20 protein-coding genes are annotated in these 21140 nt (G+C 59.3%); 5 read left to right on the forward strand and 15 right to left on the reverse strand.

Annotation, left to right across the window (positions count from 1 at the left end; all coding sequences use genetic code 11):
• Positions 1–122 precede the first annotated feature (122 nt).
• On the forward strand, positions 123–1076 hold the full coding sequence (locus ACQKP4_RS05135; RefSeq protein ID WP_427631035.1) for an alpha/beta hydrolase: 954 nt from the start codon (positions 123–125) through the stop codon (positions 1074–1076).
• On the opposite strand, the gene ACQKP4_RS05140 is transcribed toward ACQKP4_RS05135, so the two are convergent.
• The gene (locus tag ACQKP4_RS05140; protein WP_427631037.1) at positions 1048–2850 is read right to left on the reverse strand and encodes an ABC transporter ATP-binding protein; all 1803 of its coding nucleotides are present in this window, start codon (positions 2848–2850) and stop codon (positions 1048–1050) included. The two genes, ACQKP4_RS05135 and ACQKP4_RS05140, sit on opposite strands and share 29 nt — an antisense overlap.
• Positions 2847–3866 carry an AraC family transcriptional regulator gene (locus ACQKP4_RS05145; protein WP_427631039.1) on the reverse strand — a complete coding sequence of 340 codons (1020 nt, stop codon included), beginning with the start codon at positions 3864–3866 and terminating at the stop codon, positions 2847–2849. Before ACQKP4_RS05145 ends, ACQKP4_RS05140 begins: the two co-directional genes overlap by 4 nt.
• 165 nt (positions 3867–4031) lie before the next feature.
• Here ACQKP4_RS05145 and ACQKP4_RS05150 point away from each other — a divergent pair, with 165 nt between their 5' ends.
• The 4 genes from ACQKP4_RS05150 to ACQKP4_RS05165 all read left to right on the forward strand — a co-directional run bounded on the left by ACQKP4_RS05150 (position 4032) and on the right by ACQKP4_RS05165 (position 6261).
• On the forward strand, positions 4032–4883 hold the full coding sequence (locus ACQKP4_RS05150) for a 3-hydroxybutyryl-CoA dehydrogenase (RefSeq protein WP_427631041.1): 852 nt from the start codon (positions 4032–4034) through the stop codon (positions 4881–4883).
• Positions 4870–5475, forward strand: a complete 606-nt coding sequence (locus tag ACQKP4_RS05155) for a TetR/AcrR family transcriptional regulator (RefSeq protein ID WP_427631043.1) — start codon at positions 4870–4872, stop codon at positions 5473–5475. Before ACQKP4_RS05150 ends, ACQKP4_RS05155 begins: the two co-directional genes overlap by 14 nt.
• A 149-nt stretch (positions 5476–5624) precedes the next feature.
• Entirely contained in the window at positions 5625–6038 is a 414-nt protein-coding gene (locus ACQKP4_RS05160; RefSeq protein ID WP_427631045.1) for a VOC family protein, read from the forward strand.
• Positions 6039–6084: 46 nt separating this feature from the next.
• Positions 6085–6261 (forward strand): hypothetical protein, encoded by a 177-nt coding sequence (locus ACQKP4_RS05165; RefSeq protein ID WP_427631107.1) that lies wholly within the window; start codon positions 6085–6087, stop codon positions 6259–6261.
• 32 nt (positions 6262–6293) lie between these two features.
• Here ACQKP4_RS05165 and ACQKP4_RS05170 read toward each other — a convergent pair whose 3' ends face one another.
• The 13 genes from ACQKP4_RS05170 to ACQKP4_RS05230 all read right to left on the reverse strand — a co-directional run bounded on the left by ACQKP4_RS05170 (position 6294) and on the right by ACQKP4_RS05230 (position 21103).
• A complete protein-coding gene (locus tag ACQKP4_RS05170; RefSeq protein ID WP_427631046.1) occupies positions 6294–7313 on the reverse strand; it encodes an ABC transporter substrate-binding protein in 1020 nt (339 codons plus the stop codon).
• An 87-nt stretch (positions 7314–7400) separates the two neighbouring features.
• Positions 7401–7616, reverse strand: coding sequence for a TOBE domain-containing protein (locus ACQKP4_RS05175; RefSeq protein ID WP_427631048.1), 216 nt, complete (start codon positions 7614–7616; stop codon positions 7401–7403).
• 148 nt (positions 7617–7764) lie between these two features.
• Positions 7765–7965, reverse strand: coding sequence for a hypothetical protein (locus tag ACQKP4_RS05180; RefSeq protein WP_427631050.1), 201 nt, complete (start codon positions 7963–7965; stop codon positions 7765–7767).
• Between the two features lie 77 nt (positions 7966–8042).
• Positions 8043–8879: an alpha/beta fold hydrolase gene (locus ACQKP4_RS05185; protein WP_427631052.1), complete on the reverse strand. Its 837-nt coding sequence runs from the start codon at positions 8877–8879 to the stop codon at positions 8043–8045.
• A gap of 259 nt (positions 8880–9138) precedes the next feature.
• Positions 9139–9537 (reverse strand): hypothetical protein, encoded by a 399-nt coding sequence (locus tag ACQKP4_RS05190; RefSeq protein WP_427631053.1) that lies wholly within the window; start codon positions 9535–9537, stop codon positions 9139–9141.
• 71 nt (positions 9538–9608) lie between these two features.
• Entirely contained in the window at positions 9609–10097 is a 489-nt protein-coding gene (locus ACQKP4_RS05195; RefSeq protein WP_427631054.1) for an Hcp family type VI secretion system effector, read from the reverse strand.
• 176 nt (positions 10098–10273) lie between these two features.
• Positions 10274–10918, reverse strand: coding sequence for a two component system response regulator (locus ACQKP4_RS05200; RefSeq protein ID WP_427631056.1), 645 nt, complete (start codon positions 10916–10918; stop codon positions 10274–10276).
• 33 nt (positions 10919–10951) lie between these two features.
• The gene (locus tag ACQKP4_RS05205; protein WP_427631058.1) at positions 10952–14005 is read right to left on the reverse strand and encodes a response regulator; all 3054 of its coding nucleotides are present in this window, start codon (positions 14003–14005) and stop codon (positions 10952–10954) included.
• 53 nt (positions 14006–14058) lie between these two features.
• Positions 14059–17991, reverse strand: a complete 3933-nt coding sequence (locus tag ACQKP4_RS05210) for a type VI secretion protein IcmF/TssM N-terminal domain-containing protein (protein ID WP_427631060.1) — start codon at positions 17989–17991, stop codon at positions 14059–14061.
• Positions 17991–18659 carry a DotU family type IV/VI secretion system protein gene (locus ACQKP4_RS05215; RefSeq protein WP_427631062.1) on the reverse strand — a complete coding sequence of 223 codons (669 nt, stop codon included), beginning with the start codon at positions 18657–18659 and terminating at the stop codon, positions 17991–17993. Before ACQKP4_RS05215 ends, ACQKP4_RS05210 begins: the two co-directional genes overlap by 1 nt.
• Positions 18656–20041, reverse strand: a complete 1386-nt coding sequence (gene tssK, locus ACQKP4_RS05220; protein WP_427631064.1) for a type VI secretion system baseplate subunit TssK — start codon at positions 20039–20041, stop codon at positions 18656–18658. The genes ACQKP4_RS05215 and tssK overlap by 4 nt, the downstream gene beginning before the upstream one ends.
• Positions 20042–20108: 67 nt before the next feature.
• The gene (tssJ, locus tag ACQKP4_RS05225; RefSeq protein ID WP_427631066.1) at positions 20109–20726 is read right to left on the reverse strand and encodes a type VI secretion system lipoprotein TssJ; all 618 of its coding nucleotides are present in this window, start codon (positions 20724–20726) and stop codon (positions 20109–20111) included.
• A complete protein-coding gene (locus ACQKP4_RS05230; RefSeq protein WP_427631068.1) occupies positions 20723–21103 on the reverse strand; it encodes a DUF4150 domain-containing protein in 381 nt (126 codons plus the stop codon). The genes tssJ and ACQKP4_RS05230 overlap by 4 nt, the downstream gene beginning before the upstream one ends.
• Positions 21104–21140 lie beyond the last annotated feature (37 nt).

The raw sequence follows: 21140 nt of genomic DNA on the forward strand, positions 1-21140 counted from the left end.
CGCCTTCGCGAGCAGCCCGCTTTTCCACAGGGGGGGAACGTCACACGGCTGTCGAATTTATCCCCGTCCGCACCACGCTTCTGTTAAAACCCGACCTTTGTTTCTCATCCTCAGGCCCGCGCATGTTTTCCAACCTGATGAACCGCATGAGCCGCCGTTGGCTGGCATGGACGTGCATGGCCGCGCTGATCGTCGGCCTGCCCGTGGGGTGCGGGGTGCTCAAGTACAAAGAGCGCGAATTGCTGTTCCGCATCGAGCCCGGCACCGCGAGCTGGTATCGCGGTTTGCCGAGTGACGTACAGGAATTCGACATCAAACCCGCCAGCTTCAAGGCCGGGCAAAACCTGCACGCCTGGTGGTGGCCGGCCGCGCGTCGCGATGCGCCGTCGATCCTCTATTTGCACGGCGTGCGCTGGAACCTGACCGGCCAGGCATTCCGCATCGAGCAACTGCGGGCCATGGGCTATTCGGTGCTGGCCATCGACTACCGTGGCTTTGGCCAGAGCCAAGGCGATTTGCCGTCGGAAGCCAGCGTGTACGAAGACGCCCGAGTCGCTTGGGAGCGCTTCACGCAGATGCAGCCGGACGCCAGCAAACGGCTGATTTACGGCCATTCCCTGGGCGGTGCGGTGGCTATCGACCTCGCGGCGGATCTGGCGGCGCAGGCGAAAAAAGAGCAGGTCGCCGTGCCGGTGCGCGGGCTGGTGATCGAGTCAACCTTCACCTCGCTCGGCGATGCCGTCGCCGCCGTGGCTGACGAAAATCTGCCTGTGAACTGGCTGCCGGTGCGCTGGTTGCTGTCGCAGAAATTCGATTCCATCGACAAGATTGTCGACATCGACATGCCGCTGCTGGTGGTCCACGGCCAGGCCGATGCGTTCATGCCTTCGCGCTTCAGTCAGCAATTGTTCAACGCTGCCAGTGAGCCCAAGCGCCTGTTATTGGTGCCGGGTGGCACGCACAACAACAGCATGAGCCTGGGCGGAAACCAGTACCGCCAGGCCATCGAAAACCTGATGAAAGCCAAGCCACCGCAGATCGCCGGCCCTAGCGGTAACCACGGGCTTGCAGGTTGAACAACTGCGCGTAACGCCCGCCCGCGACCACCAGACTGTCGTGATCGCCGCGTTCAAGAATCGTCCCCTGATCCAGCACGATGATGTGATCGGCGTTGCGCACGCTGGAAAACCGGTGCGAGATCAGCAGCGTCATGCGCCCTGCGGTGTGCTCGCTGAAATGCTCGAACACCGCCGCTTCCGCCGCCGGGTCGAGCGCCGAGGTCGGCTCATCGAGAATCAGGATATCGGCGTCGCGGCGCATGTAGGCGCGGGACAAGGCGATCTTCTGCCACTGCCCGCCGGATAATTCCTGGCCACCGGCAAACCAGCGCCCCAGTTGCGTCGCGTAGCCTCGGTCCAGGCGCTCGATAAACGGCGCGGCCATGCCTTCGGCCGCCGCGGTCTGCCAGCGCTGCTCATCGCTGAACGCCAGCGTATCGCCGACGCCGATGTTCTCGCCGACAGAGAACTGGTAGCGGATGTAATCCTGAAAAATCACGCCGATGCGCCGGCGCAGCGCGTCCTCTTCCCAGGTCTGCAAATCGCTGCCGTCGAGCAAAATGCGCCCCTGATCCGGGCGATACAAACGGGTTAGCAGCTTGATCAGCGTAGTCTTGCCCGAACCGTTTTCGCCCACCAGCGCCACGCTGCGCCCCGGCACAAGGTGCAAGTCGATGCCTTCAAGCGCCGCACGGCTCGACCCCGGATAACGAAAGCCGACATTTTCAAACCGCAAGCCATCGCCGGGCACCGCGCCCACCGTGAGATGGCCGCTGTCGGCAAGCACCGGTTCAGCCAGGTATTCGTAGAGGCTCGACAGGTAAAGCCCATCCTCGTAGAGCCCGCTGATGGCACTCAAACTGCTGCTGACCGCCGTTTGCCCCTGCTTGAACAACACCAGATACATGGTCATCTGACCGAGGGTGATATTGCCGTGAACGGTATCGACCACCACCCAGGCATACGCCAGGTAAAACGCTGCAGTGCCCAGCAAGCCCAGGGCAAATCCCCAGCCATCGCGACGCAAGGTCAGCCGCCGATCCTCGCTGTACAGACGCGCAAACGTTTCGCGATAGCGCTTCAACAGCAGCGGCGCGAAGCCGAACAATTTGACCTCTTTGATATAGCCCTCATGGGAGAGCAGCGTCTCGATGTAACTCTGTTGCCGACTCTCCGGCGCCCGCCGCGTAAACAGCCTGAACGCGTCGCCGGAAAAATGCGCTTCGGCGAAAAACACCGGCAACGCCCCGACTACCAGCAGCACCAGCGCCCACGGTGAAAAATGCACGAGCAACACGCCGAAGCTGATCAGCACGATCAGGTTTTGAATCAGGCCCAGCGACTTCATCACCAACGCCAGCGGCCGCGTCGATGCTTCGCGTCGCACCCGGACCAATTTGTCGTAGAACTCGGAATTCTCGAACTGCACCAGCGACAACGTCTGGGCCTTTTCCAGAATCATCGTGTTGACCTTCTGCCCCAACTGCACGCGCAATAACGACTGCTGAACCGACAGCGCCCGCTGCGTCCCGGACAACAACGCCAGCACACCTGCCTCGAACAACACGTAACGCAGCACCGGCCACAACGGCGCACTGCCCTGCTGTGCGTGCAATTGCATGGCGGTGACGACCGCATCGACGATGCGCTGGCCCAACCACGCGGCCAGCGCCGGGAGCACGCCGGCGATCAGGGTGGCGAGGACCAGGCCGAGGAACAGCGCGCGAGAAGTGCCCCAGACCAGCAGCAAGGCGCGACGGGCCTGGTCGAGCAGTGAAACCAGGCGATTCACTCGGGGTGCTCGACTTGATAGCGCGCCCGATACCGCCCCGGACTCTCCCCCGTCCACTTCTTGAACGCCCGATGAAACGCGCTCGGCTCCTGAAAACCCAGTTGCTCGGCGATGTCGCTGATACTCGCGCGGCTCTCGCGCAATTGTTCAAACGCCACGCCGCGTCGCACCTCGTCCTTGATCTCCTGATACGAACAGCCTTCGCGTTCCAGTTTGCGGCGGAAGGTGCTGGGGCTCAGGTGCTGTTCGAGGGCGAAGGCCTGCAAGGTCGGCCATTGGCTGTAATGGCTGTTGCGCAGGCGCTGGTGCACTTGCGAGGCGAGGCCATGTTGATTGCGGAAGCGGATCACCAGCCATTGCGGCGCGGTGCGCAGGAAGATTTTGAGTGAAGCCAGGTCCTGCACCACCGGCAGGCGCAGGTAATGGCTGGCGAATTCGATCTCGGTGCGCTCGGCGCCGAAGGTCAGGTTGGGGCCCCAGAGCAAGCGGTCGTCACTGAGGGGAACGCGTTCGTGGCGAAAATCCGCACGGTCGATGGGGATACGCCGCCCGCCCAGCCAGCACAGCAGGCTGATCATCAACACCAGGAACGTCTCTTCGCCGAAGCGGCTGGCATCGTTGTTTTGCGCACGGGTTTCCAGGCTGATGATCGCGCGTTTGCCGCGCACGTTCAGCGTGCCGCGAAAATCGTGCAGGAACAGCGCAAAGTTGGCCAGGCATTGGCGCATCGCTTTGTGCAGGTCGGGTTCCTGGATCAACGCGCGGCAGATCAGGGCGAAGCTGCCCGGCGGCATGCCATGGGAGTCGAGCAGGAAGAACTCATCGTTCAATTCGCGGATCTGAATCAGCCACAACGCCGCGAACGCGCTGGCCGGGACTCGCGCGGTCGGCTGTTCGATCAGCGCCGGGTCAATCCCGGCCTCTTCGAGCGCCTTGTACGAGCGCTGCGGATTATCGCCCTGCCCATGAGTCATCGCCTGCACGAAGTAGGCCGCCACCGAGTCCTTTTCCCGCATGTGAACGCTTCTCTCCCCATCACCCGAATGGCAAAAAACACCAGCACCGTTGAACAGTTGCGGCATAGGACAACCGCGCTGCCGGTTCTAGACTCGCGGCCAATAGTACGCCTTCGGCCACTGTGGCGGCCAAGGTATCGCGAGGTTTGATCGGAAGGACGAAGCATGAATCTGCAAAACATCGGCGTGATCGGCGCGGGCACCATGGGCAACGGTATCGCCCAAGTCTGCGCCCTGGCCGGCTTCAACGTGACTTTGCTCGACATCAGCGAGAGCGCCCTGCAAAAGGCCCTCGCGACAGTCGGCAAAAACCTCGACCGGCAGATCAGCAAGGAAACCCTGACCGCAGAGCAAAAGCACGCCGCCCTCGACAAGATCCGCACCAGCACTGATTACAGCAGCTTGAAAGACGTGCAACTGGTGATCGAAGCCGCCACCGAAAACCTCGATCTGAAACTGCGAGTGCTGCAACAGATTGCCGCGCAGGTCAGCGCCGAGTGTGTGATCGCCTCCAACACCTCGTCGTTGTCCATCACGCAACTCGCCGCCAGTGTCAGCCAGCCTGAGCGCTTCATCGGCCTGCACTTTTTCAACCCGGTGCCGGTGATGGGCCTGATTGAAGTGATTCGCGGCCTGCAGACCAGCGACGCGACACACGCGCTGGCCCTGGACACGGCCACCACCCTCGGCAAAACCGCGATCACCGCCGGCAATCGCCCGGGCTTCGTGGTGAACCGGATTCTGGTGCCGATGATCAACGAAGCAATTCTGGTGTTTCAGGAAGGCCTGGCCAGCGCCGACGACATCGACGCCGGCATGCGCCTGGGCTGCAACCAGCCCATCGGTCCGTTGGCATTGGCGGACCTGATTGGCCTGGACACCGTACTGGCCATCCTCCAAGCGTTTTACGACGGCTTCAACGACAGCAAGTACCGCCCCGCTCCACTGCTCAAGGAAATGGTCGCCGCCGGCTACCTGGGACGCAAATCGGGGCGCGGCTTCCATGCCTATGCCTGAGCGTTGTGAGCGCTTTGCCGAGTACCGGGACAAGGTGCTGGAGTTGTTCGCCAGCAAGGGTTTCGGTCAGGTTGGCATGCGTGAGCTGGCCGCTTGCCTGGGGCTGTCCCCGGGCTCGTTGTATCACCATTACCCGAGCAAACAGCACTTGCTGCTCGACCTGATCGAAGAGTTCTACGAAGAGTTGCTGTCGACATTGGGTCGGATTGATAAAAAAGCGCTGGCGAAGCGCGACAAACTGCAAAACCTGATCCGCGTGCACCTCACTCTGCATCAGGAAATGCCTTGGCACTTCAGGCTGGCGGAGCGCGACAGCGGCTGCCTGAATGAAGAGCAACAAGAGCGCGTCCGGCAATTGCGCGAGCAATATGAACGGCAATTGCTGAAGATCCTGCTGGGATCAAAGCCCCGTCTGAATGACCAGGCGCAACAGGCCACCGGACACGCCATTGCCAGTTTGCTCAACAGCGCACCCGGCTGGCTGGCGCAGCCGTCCCTCGATGAACGGGACCGTGAAGAGCTGCTGGAAAATCTGGTGAGTGGGGCCATCGAGCGCCTGCTGCGCCCGTTGGTGCCACGCGTTGCGGCTTGACGCCATAAGCGCTGTGCTTTCAATAGAAAAAACGTCTAAACAAAACCTGCGAAACGCACTATCTAACGCTTTGCTAATGGGTCCAACCACAGCGGAGCCGGTAGTGAATGCTGCCTCCCTTCGCCTCATTCATTGCCGGGAGCGCCAACATGAAAATCAATCCCTACCTCATCTTCAATGGCGACTGCAGAGCCGCGTTCACGTTCTACGCCGAGGCCCTGCAAGGCCAGCTCGACGCCATGATGACCTTCGGCGAAAGCCCCGCGCGCGAACACGTGCCGGCGGACTTGCATAACCTGATCATTCACACCCGCCTGTCGGTGGGAGATCAGGCGATCATGGGGTCAGACACCACACCCGATCGGCCCACCGATGACATGGCCGGCTGCTCGATCTCGCTGAATGTCGACAGCATCGCCGAAGCCGAGCGAGTCTTCAGCGCATTGGCGGAAGACGGCAGCGTGCAAATGCCAATGGAGGCGACCTTCTGGGCTGCACGTTTTGGGATGTTACAGGACCGTTTTGGCGTGGCGTGGATGGTCAACTGCGAAAAGGACCAGTGAATTTTCCAAGGCATGAAAATAGCCCGACCTGCGAAGGCCGGGCTTTATGGACAGTCCCGAGAAACTTCGGGAAGAAGCCGCCAAGCTTGGCGGCGATGCCGTGGTGGTGGTTTACGACCATATTCAGCCGGTGGCCGCTTATGTCACTGGGCCGCTGTGGAGTCGTGATATCGAAACCATTCAGGGACGCAAGCTCAAGGGGATAGTGATCAAGTACCAGTGATCACGCGGCACGATGGATGAATACGGCAGCGCTTAGCTGCCTGCACCCCCGTAGGCTTCTTCGAAGAAGTAATCTTTCCAGCTGTCCGCCTTGTTTTTCAACACGCCCAAGGCGTGCAATTTCTCGGCGTAGATGAAGGTGCGCTGCGGAACAATCGTGAAGTCGATTTCGGGGTCGGCGACGATTTTCTCCACCAGCGGCAGCGGCAACTTCGATTGCTCCACACGGATGTAAGTCTGCGCGGCCGCCGGTTTGTCAGCCTTGATGATCTGCTCGGCCTCGGCCAACGCGTCGTAGAACGCTTTATAGGTTTTCGGGTTTTCGTCGTGGAATTTTTCGGTGGTGTACAGCACGTTGAATGTGGCCTGACCGCCCAGCACGTCGTAGGAACTCAACACTTTATGCACGTTGGGATTCAGCAGTTCCTGGTACTGGAACGGCGGGCTGGAAAAGTGCGAGTTGATCTCCGAGCCGCCAGCGATCAACGCCGCCGTGGCGTCCGGGTGAGCCAGGCTGATGGAGATGTCGTCGAATTTCTTGTAGTTGTCATTGCCGAACTGTTTGGCGGTTTCGATCTGCAGCGTGCGCGACTGGAAACCGACACCGGCGGCCGGTACGGCGATGCGATCTTTCTCGGTGAAATCCTTGAGGCTTTTCACGTTCGGGTTATTGGTCAGCAAATAATTAGGCATCGAACCCAGCGAGGCGATGGCCTTGACGTTCTGCTTGCCCTTGGTCCGGTCCCAGATCGTCAGCATTGGCGGCACACCCGCCGACACCACGTCCAGCGCACCCGCCAGCAGTGATTCGTTCATGGCCGTGGCGCCGGAAATACTGTTCCACTCGACCTTGATGTCGAGGCCCTGCGCCTTGCCGTGTTTCTCGATGAGCTGCTGGTCGCGCACCACGTCCAGGATCAGGTAACCGATACCGAATTGCTGGGCGATGCTGATTTTGCCTTCAGCCTGAACACCAGGGCTGAGCAACGCGCTCACGGTGGCTACAGAGACGGCCAATAGGGTCAACGCTGAACGTTTGAAGAGAGTCGCCATGAAAACCTCAAAATGACTGAACGAAAACTGCAGGATTTCGCGCCGAAAAAAAGCGGCCGAAGCCGCAGAATTTCAAACAGGATGCTTTCAGAGCTTGGCGATCGAGACTTCGGTGGATTTGACGAAGGCAATCACCTCGCTGCCGATTTTCAATTCCAGATCGCGCACCGAGCGTGTGGTGATCACCGAAGTGACAATTCCAGAGGCGGTTTGTACGTCTATTTCGGAGACCACTTCGCCTTGCACAATTTCCTTGATGACGCCCTTGAACTGGTTACGGACGTTGATCGCTTTGATGGTCATGTTGAGGCTTCCTTTCTGAAAACGAGTGAGTGCGCACGGATGTGCAGGCCCTCAAAGTGCGCCTCATGGATCGATATTAAAAGGAATATATAATTATCTATTTATAATTTTTAGGAATATAGGCCTTGATGCTCGGGCCGTTTTGACGTTAGCCAAAGGCCTGAGAAAAGGCGGCTGAAGACAGGTTTTTATCAAAGCGCATGATGACGTTCAGGGTTGCTGAAACCGAGGCAACGTAATCTTTCATGTTTCCAACGAAAAACGATGACGGGTAAAGATGGTCGCCTGACAACAGTACATTGTTCTTTTCATCATAGAGTGCAACTTCAGCTTCTGTGTGGCCTGGCATGCTGAGCAGTTACCAGTCGAGACACTTTGAAGGGTGCCAGGACGAACTTTGTTCGCACAGGAACTTTCTGGATTTTGTTATTCGAATTTTGCCTCAGTCAAAAATCGATCAATCAGATTATTTACTTCTTCCGGATTCTCCAGTGCGGCCAAGTGCGCCGTGCGCTCCATTACCACCCACTTTGCACCGGGGATGACTTGAGCCATTGCATGGGTTTCTTTCACCGCAAACGTGCGATCTTCCGCACCGGCAATCACCATGACCGGCGAACGGATGGTAGCAAGACGCGCGAGTTGATCAGGACGTCGGGGCACGACACTTTCAACCGCCCAAGCAATGGAGTTTATGTCGCACGAGGACAATGCCTGATGAATATGGGTCATCACCGCTGGTCGTTCTCGTTCAGTGGTAGGGCCGACAAATGCACGCGTGGCCAAGGAGCGCATACCGCCGCGAAATCCACCGAATAGTCGAATAATTCGGGCTAACAACGGGAACTCTATTCGATGCCGCCAACCCGCGGCCGAGCCGCTACAGTTCATTAATACGGCAGCGCCAACCCTGTTTGGATACATGGCCGTGAAAGTACCACCGATCATCCCGCCCCAAGAGTTGCCGACCAAGTGCGCCTTGTTAACAGCCAAAGCATCTAATACCTCGACAATGCAGCGTGCGCATTCTTCAAACGAGAATGCGCGGGTCAAGGTTGCGCTATCACCATGACCTGGCGGGTCGATAAGAATCACTTGATATCGTTGACTGAAGTATCGCGCCTGCGCCATCCACATCCCGCCGTTCATCAGCAGGCTAGACCAAAATACTATCGACTCCCCCTGACCCGCAGTGCGAACTCGCAGCCGACCAAGACACGTGGGAATATCCCGAAACGGGAGGTTTTCAAAAGCAGTCTGCATCTTAGGGGACTCAACAAACAGGTAGCCGGGGAATAGCAGCCTATACCGGTGAGGTGGTAAACGGATTTATTAATCATCATCAACAACGGTGATATTCAATAAAGTGGCGACCGCATCCTACTGCCCACCCGAGACAACTTATGCCGTGACGAATCGCGGACCTGTCATTTGAATTTCAGCTGTTGATTCCGAACTTAATGGGTAAGCGTTCGTCCTCGCCAAAACGCAACTGTGCCTTTAGCTAGTCCACACCGTTCAATCAGTCCTTCGCATACAGCGCAGACTGTGTACCGCTTTGGGCCCGGCCCCAGATTTCTGCATCGGTCAGGTGCGTTTCAATGAACTCCACCGGCATGCCAGCATTGTCGATGACAGCGACTTTGTAACCATCGATGGGTTCGTAAGGCCCAAGAATGACCTTGTGATCGACCACTGCCAACGCCAGGTCGTTGACCCGATAAGCGACATGCGGCGTGGTGCGCATGAGTATGTGCAGCGGACTGTCGTCGCTGAACCGGTGCCACTGCACGGGAATCGATCCCGAAAAATCGTCGGTGGTCCACATCCCCACCCGTTCGGCGTAGCGTTCGCCGTCACGCACCTGATCGGTCGGAATACCGACGTGGTGCAATTGATAGGTCACCCCTTCTCGCGTCATCGCTTACTCCTTGGAACAAGGCAAACAGCAAAAAAAAGGTCCCCGCCTGGGGCGGGGACCTCTTATTGCACTCAGGCTTTTGGTGCCAACCACGAGTCTTCGGCTTCGACACCATCCGGCACCCAGGTCCAGACGATCTTCTCGTAAGTCAGGCCGATGTCTTCCATGTGCCCCATTTGCTTGAATTCAGGATCCAGCACGTTGGGCACCCAGGTACGGGTCGAGACCAGCACGGCGTTGGACAGGACAATGGTGTAGTACTTCTCTTCGGTGCCTTTTGGCGAGATGCGGTAGAACTCAAGGGTCACGGTCTTCAGTTGTTCGCCCGAGGTCAGTGCCTGGAACAGCTTGGGCGAAGACTTGTCGATTTCCTTGGTCAGGGTCATGCCCTGGTGTACACGTTTGCCTGCCGGCAAGCCGGTTTGCGGATTCTTTGGAATATCGACCAAGTGTTCAACGGCTTGGACGAGGATCATTCCTTCGTGGCCGGTGACGGTACTCGAACCTTCGATCTTGCCTTGGTTCTGGCCTTCGATACTCACATAGCATGGCATTGGCATGGTTGCTTCTCCGATCGCTTACTTGATAAATGTGTCCGCCGGTCTGGGCTTGCTGCCCGGTTCGTTGTGCGGTGAGTTCATCTTATGCAGCGATCGGTAGTTTGCCCCTCGGGTGAACACCCGAATCCTCCATGGCTGATCCCGTTTTCTGAAGAAATACCTGATCGGGTTGTTGCTCAATCCTTGCCAAGCAAGCCCAAACGAAACGCCCATTGAGTCAGGTCAGCTGCGTTATGCGCGTCCAGTTTCTTCATCAGGTTCAAGCGATGGGTCTCAACCGTTTTCAGGCTGATGTTGAGCAGTTCGGAGATGTCCCGGTTACGAGATCCGCCGGCAATCAGTTTGAGAATCTGCCGCTCTCGCTCAGTCAACGTGACGCCCGCCGAGGACTCGCCCGCCGCCCGCAACGACGCCACTTGCGCGGCGTCGATACCGGGATCGATGAACGAGTGCCCTGCCCCCACCCGCTCGACGGCCGTCAGCAGCACTTCGCGGCGGCTGCGCTTGAGCAGATAACCGTGCGCACCGGCATCCAGCGCTTGCGCCGCGTTAGCCTCGGAGACGTTAGACGTCAGCGCGAGGATCCGTATGTGCGGCCAGCGAGCCCGGATCAGGCTGACAGCGGATACACCATCGAGTAATGGCATGTTCAGATCCATCAAAATCAGGTCCGGGCTTACCTCACGACACGCAGCGACTGCTTCGTGTCCATTTTCGGCCTCGCCTACGACCTGTAAGCCCCTGACGCCATCGAGCAGGGTTTTCACGCCCTCTCGAATCAATGCATGGTCATCGACCAGCAGTAAACGATACTCGGCCATTGGCGGCTCCAGTGTTCATATCCGTGGGTAGGGTCAAGCTGACTTCAGTCGAGAAACAGCGTCATGTAACTGCTCGACGGTCTCTGTCAGCGCTGTGGCATTTTCAGCTTGAGCGGCCTGTTCGGCCCTTGTCGCCAGCGTCTCGAGCAGCGCCTCGGCGAATTGTCCGCTGCTGCCCTTGAGACTGTGAGCGGCGCGTGTCGCCCGTTCAAAATCAGTCACGGACACTGCCTGCCGTAACTCGAAGAGCAGCGCATCGCAGTCGTCCAGGAACAGCTGGCGCAGTCTGGGTGTTCGTAACGAAGAAAGGTCGTCGTCGGGCGCGGGCGGGACAGCTTCATCGGCGTTCAGCGCAGTCATCGGACGCAGATCGATGCCTCGATCCAACTGATGCTCGATGACTCGATCGATGGCCGCAAACAGTTGATCAGGCAACACCGGCTTGGACAGGTAATCACTCGCCCCTGCCCCCAAAAACCGAGCCTGATCCCCGCTCATGGCATTGGCTGTGAGGGCAATGATCCAGATGTCCTCGTCCAGCACATTCGAAGTCCCCGAACGGATTTGCTCAATGGCACCGATTCCGTCCAGCCTTGGCATCTGACCATCCATGAGCACCGTATCGAAGACCTTTTTACCCATGGCCTCAAGCGCTTCCAGGCCATCGCAGCTCAACGTCACGCGATGTCCGAAACGCTCCAGATACAGCTGCGAAATCTCTCGATTGGTGGCGATGTCGTCGACCACCAAAACGTCCAGCGACCAATCATGACGATCGAGGGCCCGAAGTTTTTCCGGTGCCTCGTTGATCTGGATCGCTTGCCCCTCACGGACCTGGCACAAGGTTTTGTACACGACCTGGCGGCGAGCGGGCCTGGTAATGCTCGCGGCGATGCCGTGGTCGATCAGCGTTCGCGAAGAAAGCGAAAGATCGCCATGCGTGGCCGTCAGCACCACACGAGACTGAGAAAACTGCGGCGCGTTCCTGCACTCATCCGCGAAGGCAAGCGCGTCGATGAAAGGCAACCGATGGTTGACCAGGACCAGGTCAAAAGCCGTGTTGCGCGTCACTTGGTCCTGCATTGCCTCCAGGGCCTGTGCTGCAGAATCAGCACCCTGGCACAGCATGCCCCACTGCCCCAGCGTCTCGATCAACGCTTGCCTCTCATCCGGATGCTCATCGACCACCAACGTGCGTAAACCCCACAACGCCTTGGTATCCGGCTCGACGATGCGCCGAGGCTCCAACATCAGCACGAGCGTGAACGTCGAGCCTGCCCCGGGTTCGCTCTGCAGGGACAGCGTGCCATCCATCAACTCCGCCAGACGTTTGCTGATCGACAGCCCCAATCCGGTCCCACCGTAGTGCCGGGTAATAGAGGCATCCGCCTGAATAAATGCATCGAAGATGCTGCTTTGAACTTTGTCTTCAATGCCGATGCCGGTGTCGATGACGTGGAAGCCGATTCGGCCGGCTGTCGCGTTGAATACCACCAGACGAATCGAGCCGCTTGTGGTGAATTTGACGGCGTTACTGACCAGGTTCAACAGGATCTGGCGAATCCGCCACGGATCCCCCAGTACCTGCTGCGGCACATCGGTGGCAATCTGGCAGATCAATCGCAGCGACTTTTGTGCAGCCCTCACGGCCATCAGGTCAACGACCTCTTCAACCAGTTCGATCAGGTCAAACACCGTGAACTCAATGACCAAGCTGCCGGATTCGATTTTCGACAGGTCCAGAATGTCGTTGATCAATGTCAGCAGCGCGTCGGAATTTTCGCTGATCGATTTTACAAAGTGCTTCTGCTGATTGCTCAACGGCGTATCGGCGAGCATATGACTCATTCCGATCACGGCATTCATCGGCGTGCGAATTTCGTGACTCATGTTCGCCAGGAACTGGCCTTTGAGTTCGTTGGCGCGGTCGGCGATTTCTCGGGCTTTTTTCAGTTCATGAGTGCGGGTTTCGATGACATTTTCCAGCCCCACGTGCTGTGCCTGCATGGCATCGAGCAGGCTGTTGTAGGCCTTGGCAAAGCGACCCAGTTCATCTTCGCGATCGGCGGGCAGGCGTTGAGACAGATCGTCGCTGCTCGCCGATTTCTCCAACGCCTCTGCAAAGCCTGCCAGCGGCAGCGCCAGTTGGCGTCGCAGAGCAATCAGCAAACCCAGCGTCGAAAGCACGAAACCGATGAGCGCAAAGATGATTTCCCCTGCAATCGTCTGCAACGCCCCCGCCCGCAGTCGGCTTTCCCGGTAGGTCGACACCAGATACCAACCCGGCTGCTCGATCCGCGCGACAACCGCGGCCGCGCCGCCGAAACGGGTGATCTGTGGAAATTCGGTTCCGCTGCGCACCGAATTGATGAGCGAGATGCGCTCCTGGGCAGAAACGTGTTCGAGCCTGCGCTGCGATAAATCAGCGATCACATCGCCATTGCTGTTCAGGATCACGCTGTCGTGCTGATCAAGCAACGACTGCATGCGGCGCAGACGCTCATCCAGCTTTAGCTCATATCCAGCCATGAACAGTGGCTTTCCTTGAGCATTGCGCGAGACAACGACGACGCTCGACATCTGCTGACCCAGGCTCGGTTCATAGCGAGGGCCGTCCCAGATCACTTCTTCGCTGCCGGTACCGAGACTTGCAAACAACTCCCGCAACCGGCTCGCCCGGGCGATCGCGTAATCCGCCGGCATGTTTGGCGCGGTAGAAAAGGAAGCTCCCGCATTGGGGAAATAGAAGAACGTATCAACGATCATCGATTGCCCGGCGGCGCCAAAAGCCTCCGCCGCGGCCGCCGCACGAGACAGCAGATGTTCATTACCACCTTTGGCGCTGTTGGACACCCAGTGCATCGTCAGACGCTGGCTGAGGTGATCCCCGAAATCGTTGGCCGCTCCACTGTTCCAGAGCATCATCATCCGCTGCGCACCCGCTTGCGCGTCCCGAAAATCGTCATTGTCGACGCTGGTCAGGAGCCGCAATCGTTCGCTCAGGTTATTCAGCGACTCGTTTTCCAGCTGATGGTAGGTGCGCCACGCACTCAACCCGGTGGCCGCGCACCAACTCAATGCCAACACCGCCGCCAGCACCATCGTGATACGAAGCGCAAATGACCTGCGCCACCGGCCGATCACTTCAGATCGGCCCGTGTATCAGCCGGTACATCGTCCGGTTTGGCGGCAATCCCCAGCTTGCGCGATATCTCGCGAATGGCGCGCTGAACCGACAGGCTGTCCGGCAAACCCACCACCATGAGTTTTTGCAGCGTCGACCCCGTCTGCGTGCGCACCGGCTCCCGGCTCGATTGATACCCCAGCACCTGCAACTGACGCTCCACCGCCTTCAGGCGGATCTCGTTGTCGAAGATCCCGACTTCGATGCGTTTGGTCTCTCCGGCCGTGAGCACCGTATCAACGGGTCTGGGTGTCCAGCACCAGGCTATCTGCTGCGGCGGTTGGAACACCGCCAGGCCTTGCTGCACAGGAGAACCCTGTGTCGCAAGGCTGACGCTCAACGCCGCGGCCTGCGTATCCATGGTGTTGAGTTGATCATCGATTGCCTTGAGACGGTCGGTGATGGTGGTCAGTTGGCCCTGAAGCTGGTCAACGGCGCTGTAGTTGGCCATCAGCGCCTGTTCGCCCTGCTGACGATAGGTCAGCAGAATCGACTGCAGGTTTTCGCTGCCCATCAAATCTCTCTGGCCGGGGAAGTCATCCGGCGTGAAAGCGTGCTGCCCGCCTTTGAACATACGCAGGAAATCAACGAATCCGTGATCGCCTGTCCAGTGCCTGACCAGTTTGAAATCGGCGAAGGAGACCTCGAGCGTGACATCGGCACAGGATCCCGGCGCCCAGGCAAACGTGGCGCTGGTAGGGAAGTTGTAATTGTCCAGCACCGTAGATCGTCCGTTGCATTGCAGGGTAAGACGGGTCTGCCGGGGCAACTGGCGAGCGCTGAGATTGACTTGTGAAGGCGTGGCCGTGAGGTCGACGACCGCAGCCGTTGCCATCAACTTCGTCATTTTCTGCTGCAGGTCCGCCTGGCTGGCCTGCAAGGTTTTCTGCTCGATCGTCAGTGCCTGCTTGCTCTGCAGTTCGGTCGCTTGCTGGGCCTGACTCTGTCTGCGCGCGCCGGCCAGATCGTTCTGCGCATGCTGCATACGACTGATGTAGCCGTAGAACGCCCCCGTCAGAGGCACCTCGACGCCCAACGCCTCGCGGCCCGAAAAGCGCTGACTGTCGCGCTGAATGAAGGTTTTCACCGAGCCATTCAAAAAGGCGGGTAACTGGCCTTTCTCGCCATACAGCAAGTCATTGAGCACCTGCGGATCCTGAACCCCCTGCACCGCGCTCAACAGCTGCCCACTCCAGTCCCTTTGCAACTGGCAAGCCGCGACCTCAGCCGCATAGTTGACGCTGAAATCCACGGCCCCCGTTGCCAGCGCCCAGATGACGTCCTCCCGCGCGTCGCTGCCCTTCATGGACTTGACCAGGTTGTCGCGCAGATCCCGCGCCGACCACAGCGCAGACTGCTTGACCGCCGGATCGCTGCCGAACCCCCATGTATCGAGGGCCACTTGAAAGGCCTGGGCATCGCTTTTCTGCAGGTCGGAAACGACGCCTTTGGTCACCTGTTGAAATTGTGCAAACGCATGTGCCCGGCTCAATTCGTCCTGCATCTGCGTGATGCCATTGGAAACCGATGCGCCATTGGTGATCCGCTTGAGTACATCGCCGCCCATGGCGTTGGTGACTTTCAGACTGGACAGCGCGCCGCCTTCGGTATGCACGTCTTCGTTACTGGCGAGCTTTATCAGACGATCAATCTCTACTGCACGCTCCGCCCACGGCTCGCGCTGATCGACAGGAATCTTGGCAAGCCGTTCGGCGCTGCGATGCAACAGCCTGAGAAACGGATCGTTGTCTGTGCCAACCACATTGAGGGTTTCCTGCCATTCGGCGCGGCTGCCCAGACGGGTTTGTGCACTCAACACAAAACGCTGGATGAACTGATACCAGGCATCCTGCGTGTCACTACGGTACTTGGCCAGGAAACGATCGCGCTGGGTTGACCATAACGCCTGGTCGCGGCTGGCTCGTCCCAGTTCATCCATGAAGGCCAGAATCGCCTCGGAACCCTGGATGGTGTAAGCCCCCGAAATCATCACATCGGGGTGATCAGGATCCACCCAGTACTCGCTCAATCGCACCGGCGGCAGGTTGCCCTGCTGTTCCGCCCAGGCGGTCAACCATTCCTGCGACCGTTGTTCAAGCCCCATGCTGTCGAGCTGGACCAGCAGCGTTTGTCGCTGGTTGATCAGTTGAGCGAGGTCCGTCTGCCAGGCGAGGTAAGCGCGGTAGCTGGTGCCGATGGTCGCCATTTGCGCAGCGCTGATGGACAGGGATGGACCGTATTTCTCATACAGCACGCTGAGTTCACTGCCCGGCAACGGCAGATCATCCATCGGCTTGTCGTTCAATCGCGCGTCGAGCAGGTTGATGCGCCGGACCAGAAGTGCAGCGTAGGCCGCGATCAGGCGTGGATCGTCACCACTGAGCGCACTCGCCAGGTTTTGCGAAACCACCCCATCGAATACCGGCGTGCGAACCTCACTGTTGAACAAGCGAACGTAGTCACTGCGGTAGTGCGCCTGCACGTCATCGATGTGCCGGGCAAACGGCAGATACTCGCGATAACCGCCCTGCTCGTTCGCCGAAAAGCTTTCCAGGGATTGCCGAAAACGCCGCAAGGCGTCCAGGTCGCTGTCCAGGCCACCGGCAAAGTCCTCGGCGGCAGGCGGCTCTTTGAGCGCCTCGGTCAATACCCGCTGGGTGTGCCGATCGGCGTAAACGAGAAGAGCCCCCGCCGCGAGGCAAAGGCCCAACCAGAGAATGACCGCCAGATGTCCCGCAAGCCGTCGCCAACGACTCCAATTGTCCAGCGGCTCGTAGGCGTGACGTTGCTCAGGCAGAAGTTGATCAAACAGATCGTGGCTGAACCATCCCGTGCGCACGCCTGCGGTCTGCGTCTCACCGGTCAGGAACAATCCGCACAGCAGAGGCGGCTCACTGTAGGGGTTGGCGTCAAACGCCGGCATCAGCATGGCTGCCAGTCGCGGCCGCAATTCAGCGATTCGCTCGGGCAAGCTGAATGCCGCATCGTCGGTGCCCACTTGCTGCCCCAGGGTGAAGCGCAGTTCGAACAGACGCTGGCCGATCCCTGTGAAAACGTCGTCAAGAAAGCCCTCGGCGCCGGTATTTCTGGCGCGCGACAACAGACCGAAAGGCTGTTCGCGTTGCTCGTCACTCAACGCCGACGCCCAGGCGCTGAAGCCCGGCAGCGTCTCGGCCGCGGTGAGAATGAAATAAACCGGTAGCCGGGCCCCGAACACCTTGACCAGGTCATCGATCCGGCTGCGCAGGCGCTGCCCCTGCTCTGCAAGGCTTTCGACGGAATCCTGGAGCAGTTTTTCAACATTGATGACAAGCATCACGCCGTTCAACGGCTCGCGGCGTCGGGAGCGCAACAGCCAGTACAGCAATCGCCGCCACTCGACATCCCCCTGGGCGGTGGTCAAGCGGCCGGAGGGATCGATCACCACGCCGCGATCCAGGAACCACCAGTCCAGTGAGTCGGTCGGCGCCATCCGGCTACGCGGGCTGATCGTGCGAAATGCAGAGGTCAGGCCGCAGCGCGCCATCAACGTACTCTTGCCGCTGCTTTGCTCGCCCAGCATCACAAACCAGGGCAACACATACAGCGGTGAGCCCAGCTTGCCCAATCGCGACTTGCGCAAGAGACGAATGCCCGCCGTCCATGCCTCATCGATGACCGGAGCCTCTTCACGGTGTTTGGGCAATTCGCGCTGCATCCGCGCCCGCAGACGCCAGGCATACCAGCGGCGATAAACCCAACGCAGCAGCAGCGAGCCCGTCACAATCGCGAAGAATCCCGCCACGGCGTACCAGAACGGCCAGCCCCGGTATAGCGTCACACCCCAGCACAACAACGCCAGGGTCACCAGCGTCGCGATCCACAACAACACGGTCCATGCCTTGCGCATCAACGGACCTCCAGCAGCTGATTGACTTGCTGCGACAGCGACTGGTCAAACGTGACGTAGAGCACGCAGAGGATGACCAGAGGAATACCGATCAGCATGACGAGGGCCACGCCAGGCAACCCCCGGCGAATGGTTTTAGCGGCGCGCGGAACAATTTCGGTGGGTTGGGTAAACAACGGCGTGGTCGAATCCAGCCCGGTCATTCTGTTATCCAGCGCGATGCGCTCAATGCACTTTTGCCGGTAGAGCGAAAGCTCGCCTACCGGCCTGGTCGCAAAACGTCCTTGAAACCCGGCCAGCAGCGCCAGGCCATAGACCTCACGCGCGCCCACCGCCGATTCTGGCAATGCTTCCAGCCGCTGAAAGAACTCGACGCCCGCGCGGCTGGTTGAAAAGTAATGGTTTTGCAGTAATGCCGTGCGCCATTGCATCGCGCCCGCCCATTGCCCGGACATGGCCGTTTCATCGATCCATGCGACCACGGCGAATTGCGCCTCACGGATTTCAGCTTCGGCAAATTGAAAGTTTCGGGCGCGCGCAACAGCACCGTCCACAAGCCCCATCAGTGCCGTGGACAACGACGCGTGGGTCTGTGTGGTGTCAGCGAATCCGTGCTTGGCCGCGTCGAATACCGGCATCCAGCAATCAGCGAGACGTGTTGGAGTCATGCGCGTACCACCACCAGTTCAATCAACAGGTCATCAGGAATCTGTGGCAGAAACAGCGCCGCCTCACGATCCTGCTGCAAGTTTTCCCAACCGTCGCTGAGCGTTTCGAGGCGGAAATACAGCGCGTTCGCAAGCCTCGGCAGCCCTTGGGGCGGAACCTGAAGATAAATCAGCTCGACCCCCGGAAGCGCCCGACTGATCAGGTCATGCATGACAGCAGGCGCACCCAGCTTGCCGTCCCGTGGCAGGCTTTCGGAAAGCCAGACCGGGTCGCACTCACTGCGCGCGATAAGGTAATAACGATGACGCGGCCCGAAAAATCCTTCAGGCAGCGCAGCGCGAAATAACCCGTCCGCCCGGGTCAGGCGCACCAACAGCTCGGAGCCCACGCTGATTTCATTGAGCTGCTGGCCGATCAGCACCGCCATGCCGGCCACGCTTGCACCGGCCTCTTCGTGACGATAAGCCAAGACCAGTGAGCGGCCGTCAGGGGTTTCCCCCAGCATGTCGCAGCGGTCGGAAAACAGACTGAGTTCACCGATCAACTGGCGAAGTACGCCATACAGCTGCCATGGCGATACCTGAGGCGTCTCCAGAAGGTGCGTCAGCAACGGGCCATTACGATTGAGGACGGCCAGCGCCATCAGATAGTTGACTTGGGTCGCGTCCAGATCCCCGCGGTGGCCCTGGCCGGGTTGCTTGAAGACGGCGAGTTGCCGTGCTCGTCCGACCAATTCGTCGCGAATCTCGCGCAACGTTTGCATCAGCATTGGCGAAGCGGCCAGGTTGACGCAGGGCGGGACATAACGCGTCACCAAGCGAATGCGATCGCCATCCTGCTCGAAACGCGCAACAGGAAGCAGCTCATACGTGCTCAGGTGTTCGAGCTCGTCATCCCAGAACAGACGCAGGATGTATGACATGCCTCGAACCCTGGCTTCGGCCGAGTCACCGAAGCGATCGGCTACCACGTCGGGATCGGCAGCGACGGCGAATCGCGCCTGAGCGGTGGTGCCTTCTGAAAGCGATTCGAAAACCTGTGCGTTGGCGTCACCCGGCAACATGCGGCGCAGGCCGACGTAAAGTGTGCGCGCTCCGCCGGAGAATTCGCCCGGATTGAGGTTGCGCGACTCCACGACTGCGTTACCTGGAAACTCGGCCAGCGTGCCCTCCGGGAACCTCACGGACACCTGATCGAGCAGGCATTGCCGCGCCGTCAGGGCCGACTCGTTTACCTTCAATGAAATCAAGCCCCACGGGTACGGCTGGATGAGTTCGGTGGTGCGGGCCAGCCGGTTCTCGATGCACGCGTCATTGAGCTGAAAATGCTGTGGCTGCAGAAACAACCCTTGATGCCAATACAGCGGTTGGTTGATGTTCATAAAGCACGCCATCGAAAAAAGGGACGGATAAAAGGAGCGCGGAAACGGGCCGCAACGCAGCACGATTTCACGGTTGCGCTCCGGGCAGGTTCAACTCGCCTGCCTTGGGTTGGGTGGGCGCAGGAATGGACAGTTTGCTGTCCTTGCCTCGCAGCAGGGCATCGGCACCCAATAACAGATCAATCGCTATCGGCTGAGGCTGGGCCGTCCAGGTCTTGCTGAAAAAACCGGTCGAGGTGACGTCAACGCCAATCTGGTACAGCTTGGCGCTACGAGCAGGATCGAGGTGTGCGTAGCCGGCGGCAACGCCGACCATTTTCGCGCCTTCAAGCCGCGGGATGTTGATGGTCTTGCTCTCACCCGGCTCAACGAACAGCCGAGTCAGACCGATCAGCCCCGGTGGCGCGCTGTCCGAGAGCAGCAACGTACTCAACTGCTGAGAACTGCCGGTGTAGTTGGCGAACGCATTGGGCTGATCGAATTGAACCACCACGACCAACAGGTTATGCGCCTGACCATCATATTGGTTGAGGTCATTGCTGGCAGTGAGGTTCAACTGCACAGCATTCTCCGCATAGCTCCACTTCATGTTGGTCAACGCAGTCTGTTGCGGCGTCGGTTCCTGGCTGGAACAGCCCGCCAGGAAAGCGACGAGCACCAGCAACGCAAGGAATCGTGTGTTCATTCGAGTACCATCACCACGGTCTGGCAAGGCGCGCAGACCATGCCGATAGTGTTCTCGGGCGAGCCGTTATGGGTAGTCAGCGAGGTGAGCCGCACGGCGGGCTTGCCGCCGACCATCACCATCACACTGCCCATGGCGAACGCCATCTCGCCCATGATCTTGGCGCTGACGACACCACCGGTAGCACCGGCCTGATCGCCGTTACTGAGCGTAACTTTGCTCATCAGGTTCATGGCCGGCATACCCGCGACTATGACCTGCGGGACCAGTCCCCCGGGATCGGCCATGCTGGTTTCAGCGATGTTCGGATAGGGCATTGGAATCGGGCCGGCCGGCGACGGCGTCTGGCAGATATCCGGAACGGTGGAGGTGGCCATCGCGCCGCCATTGGTGAGCATGAACATAATCCTTCCC

Origin of the sequence: Pseudomonas sp. NPDC086278, from assembly GCF_050280905.1 — a bacterium.
Classification (GTDB): domain Bacteria; phylum Pseudomonadota; class Gammaproteobacteria; order Pseudomonadales; family Pseudomonadaceae; genus Aquipseudomonas.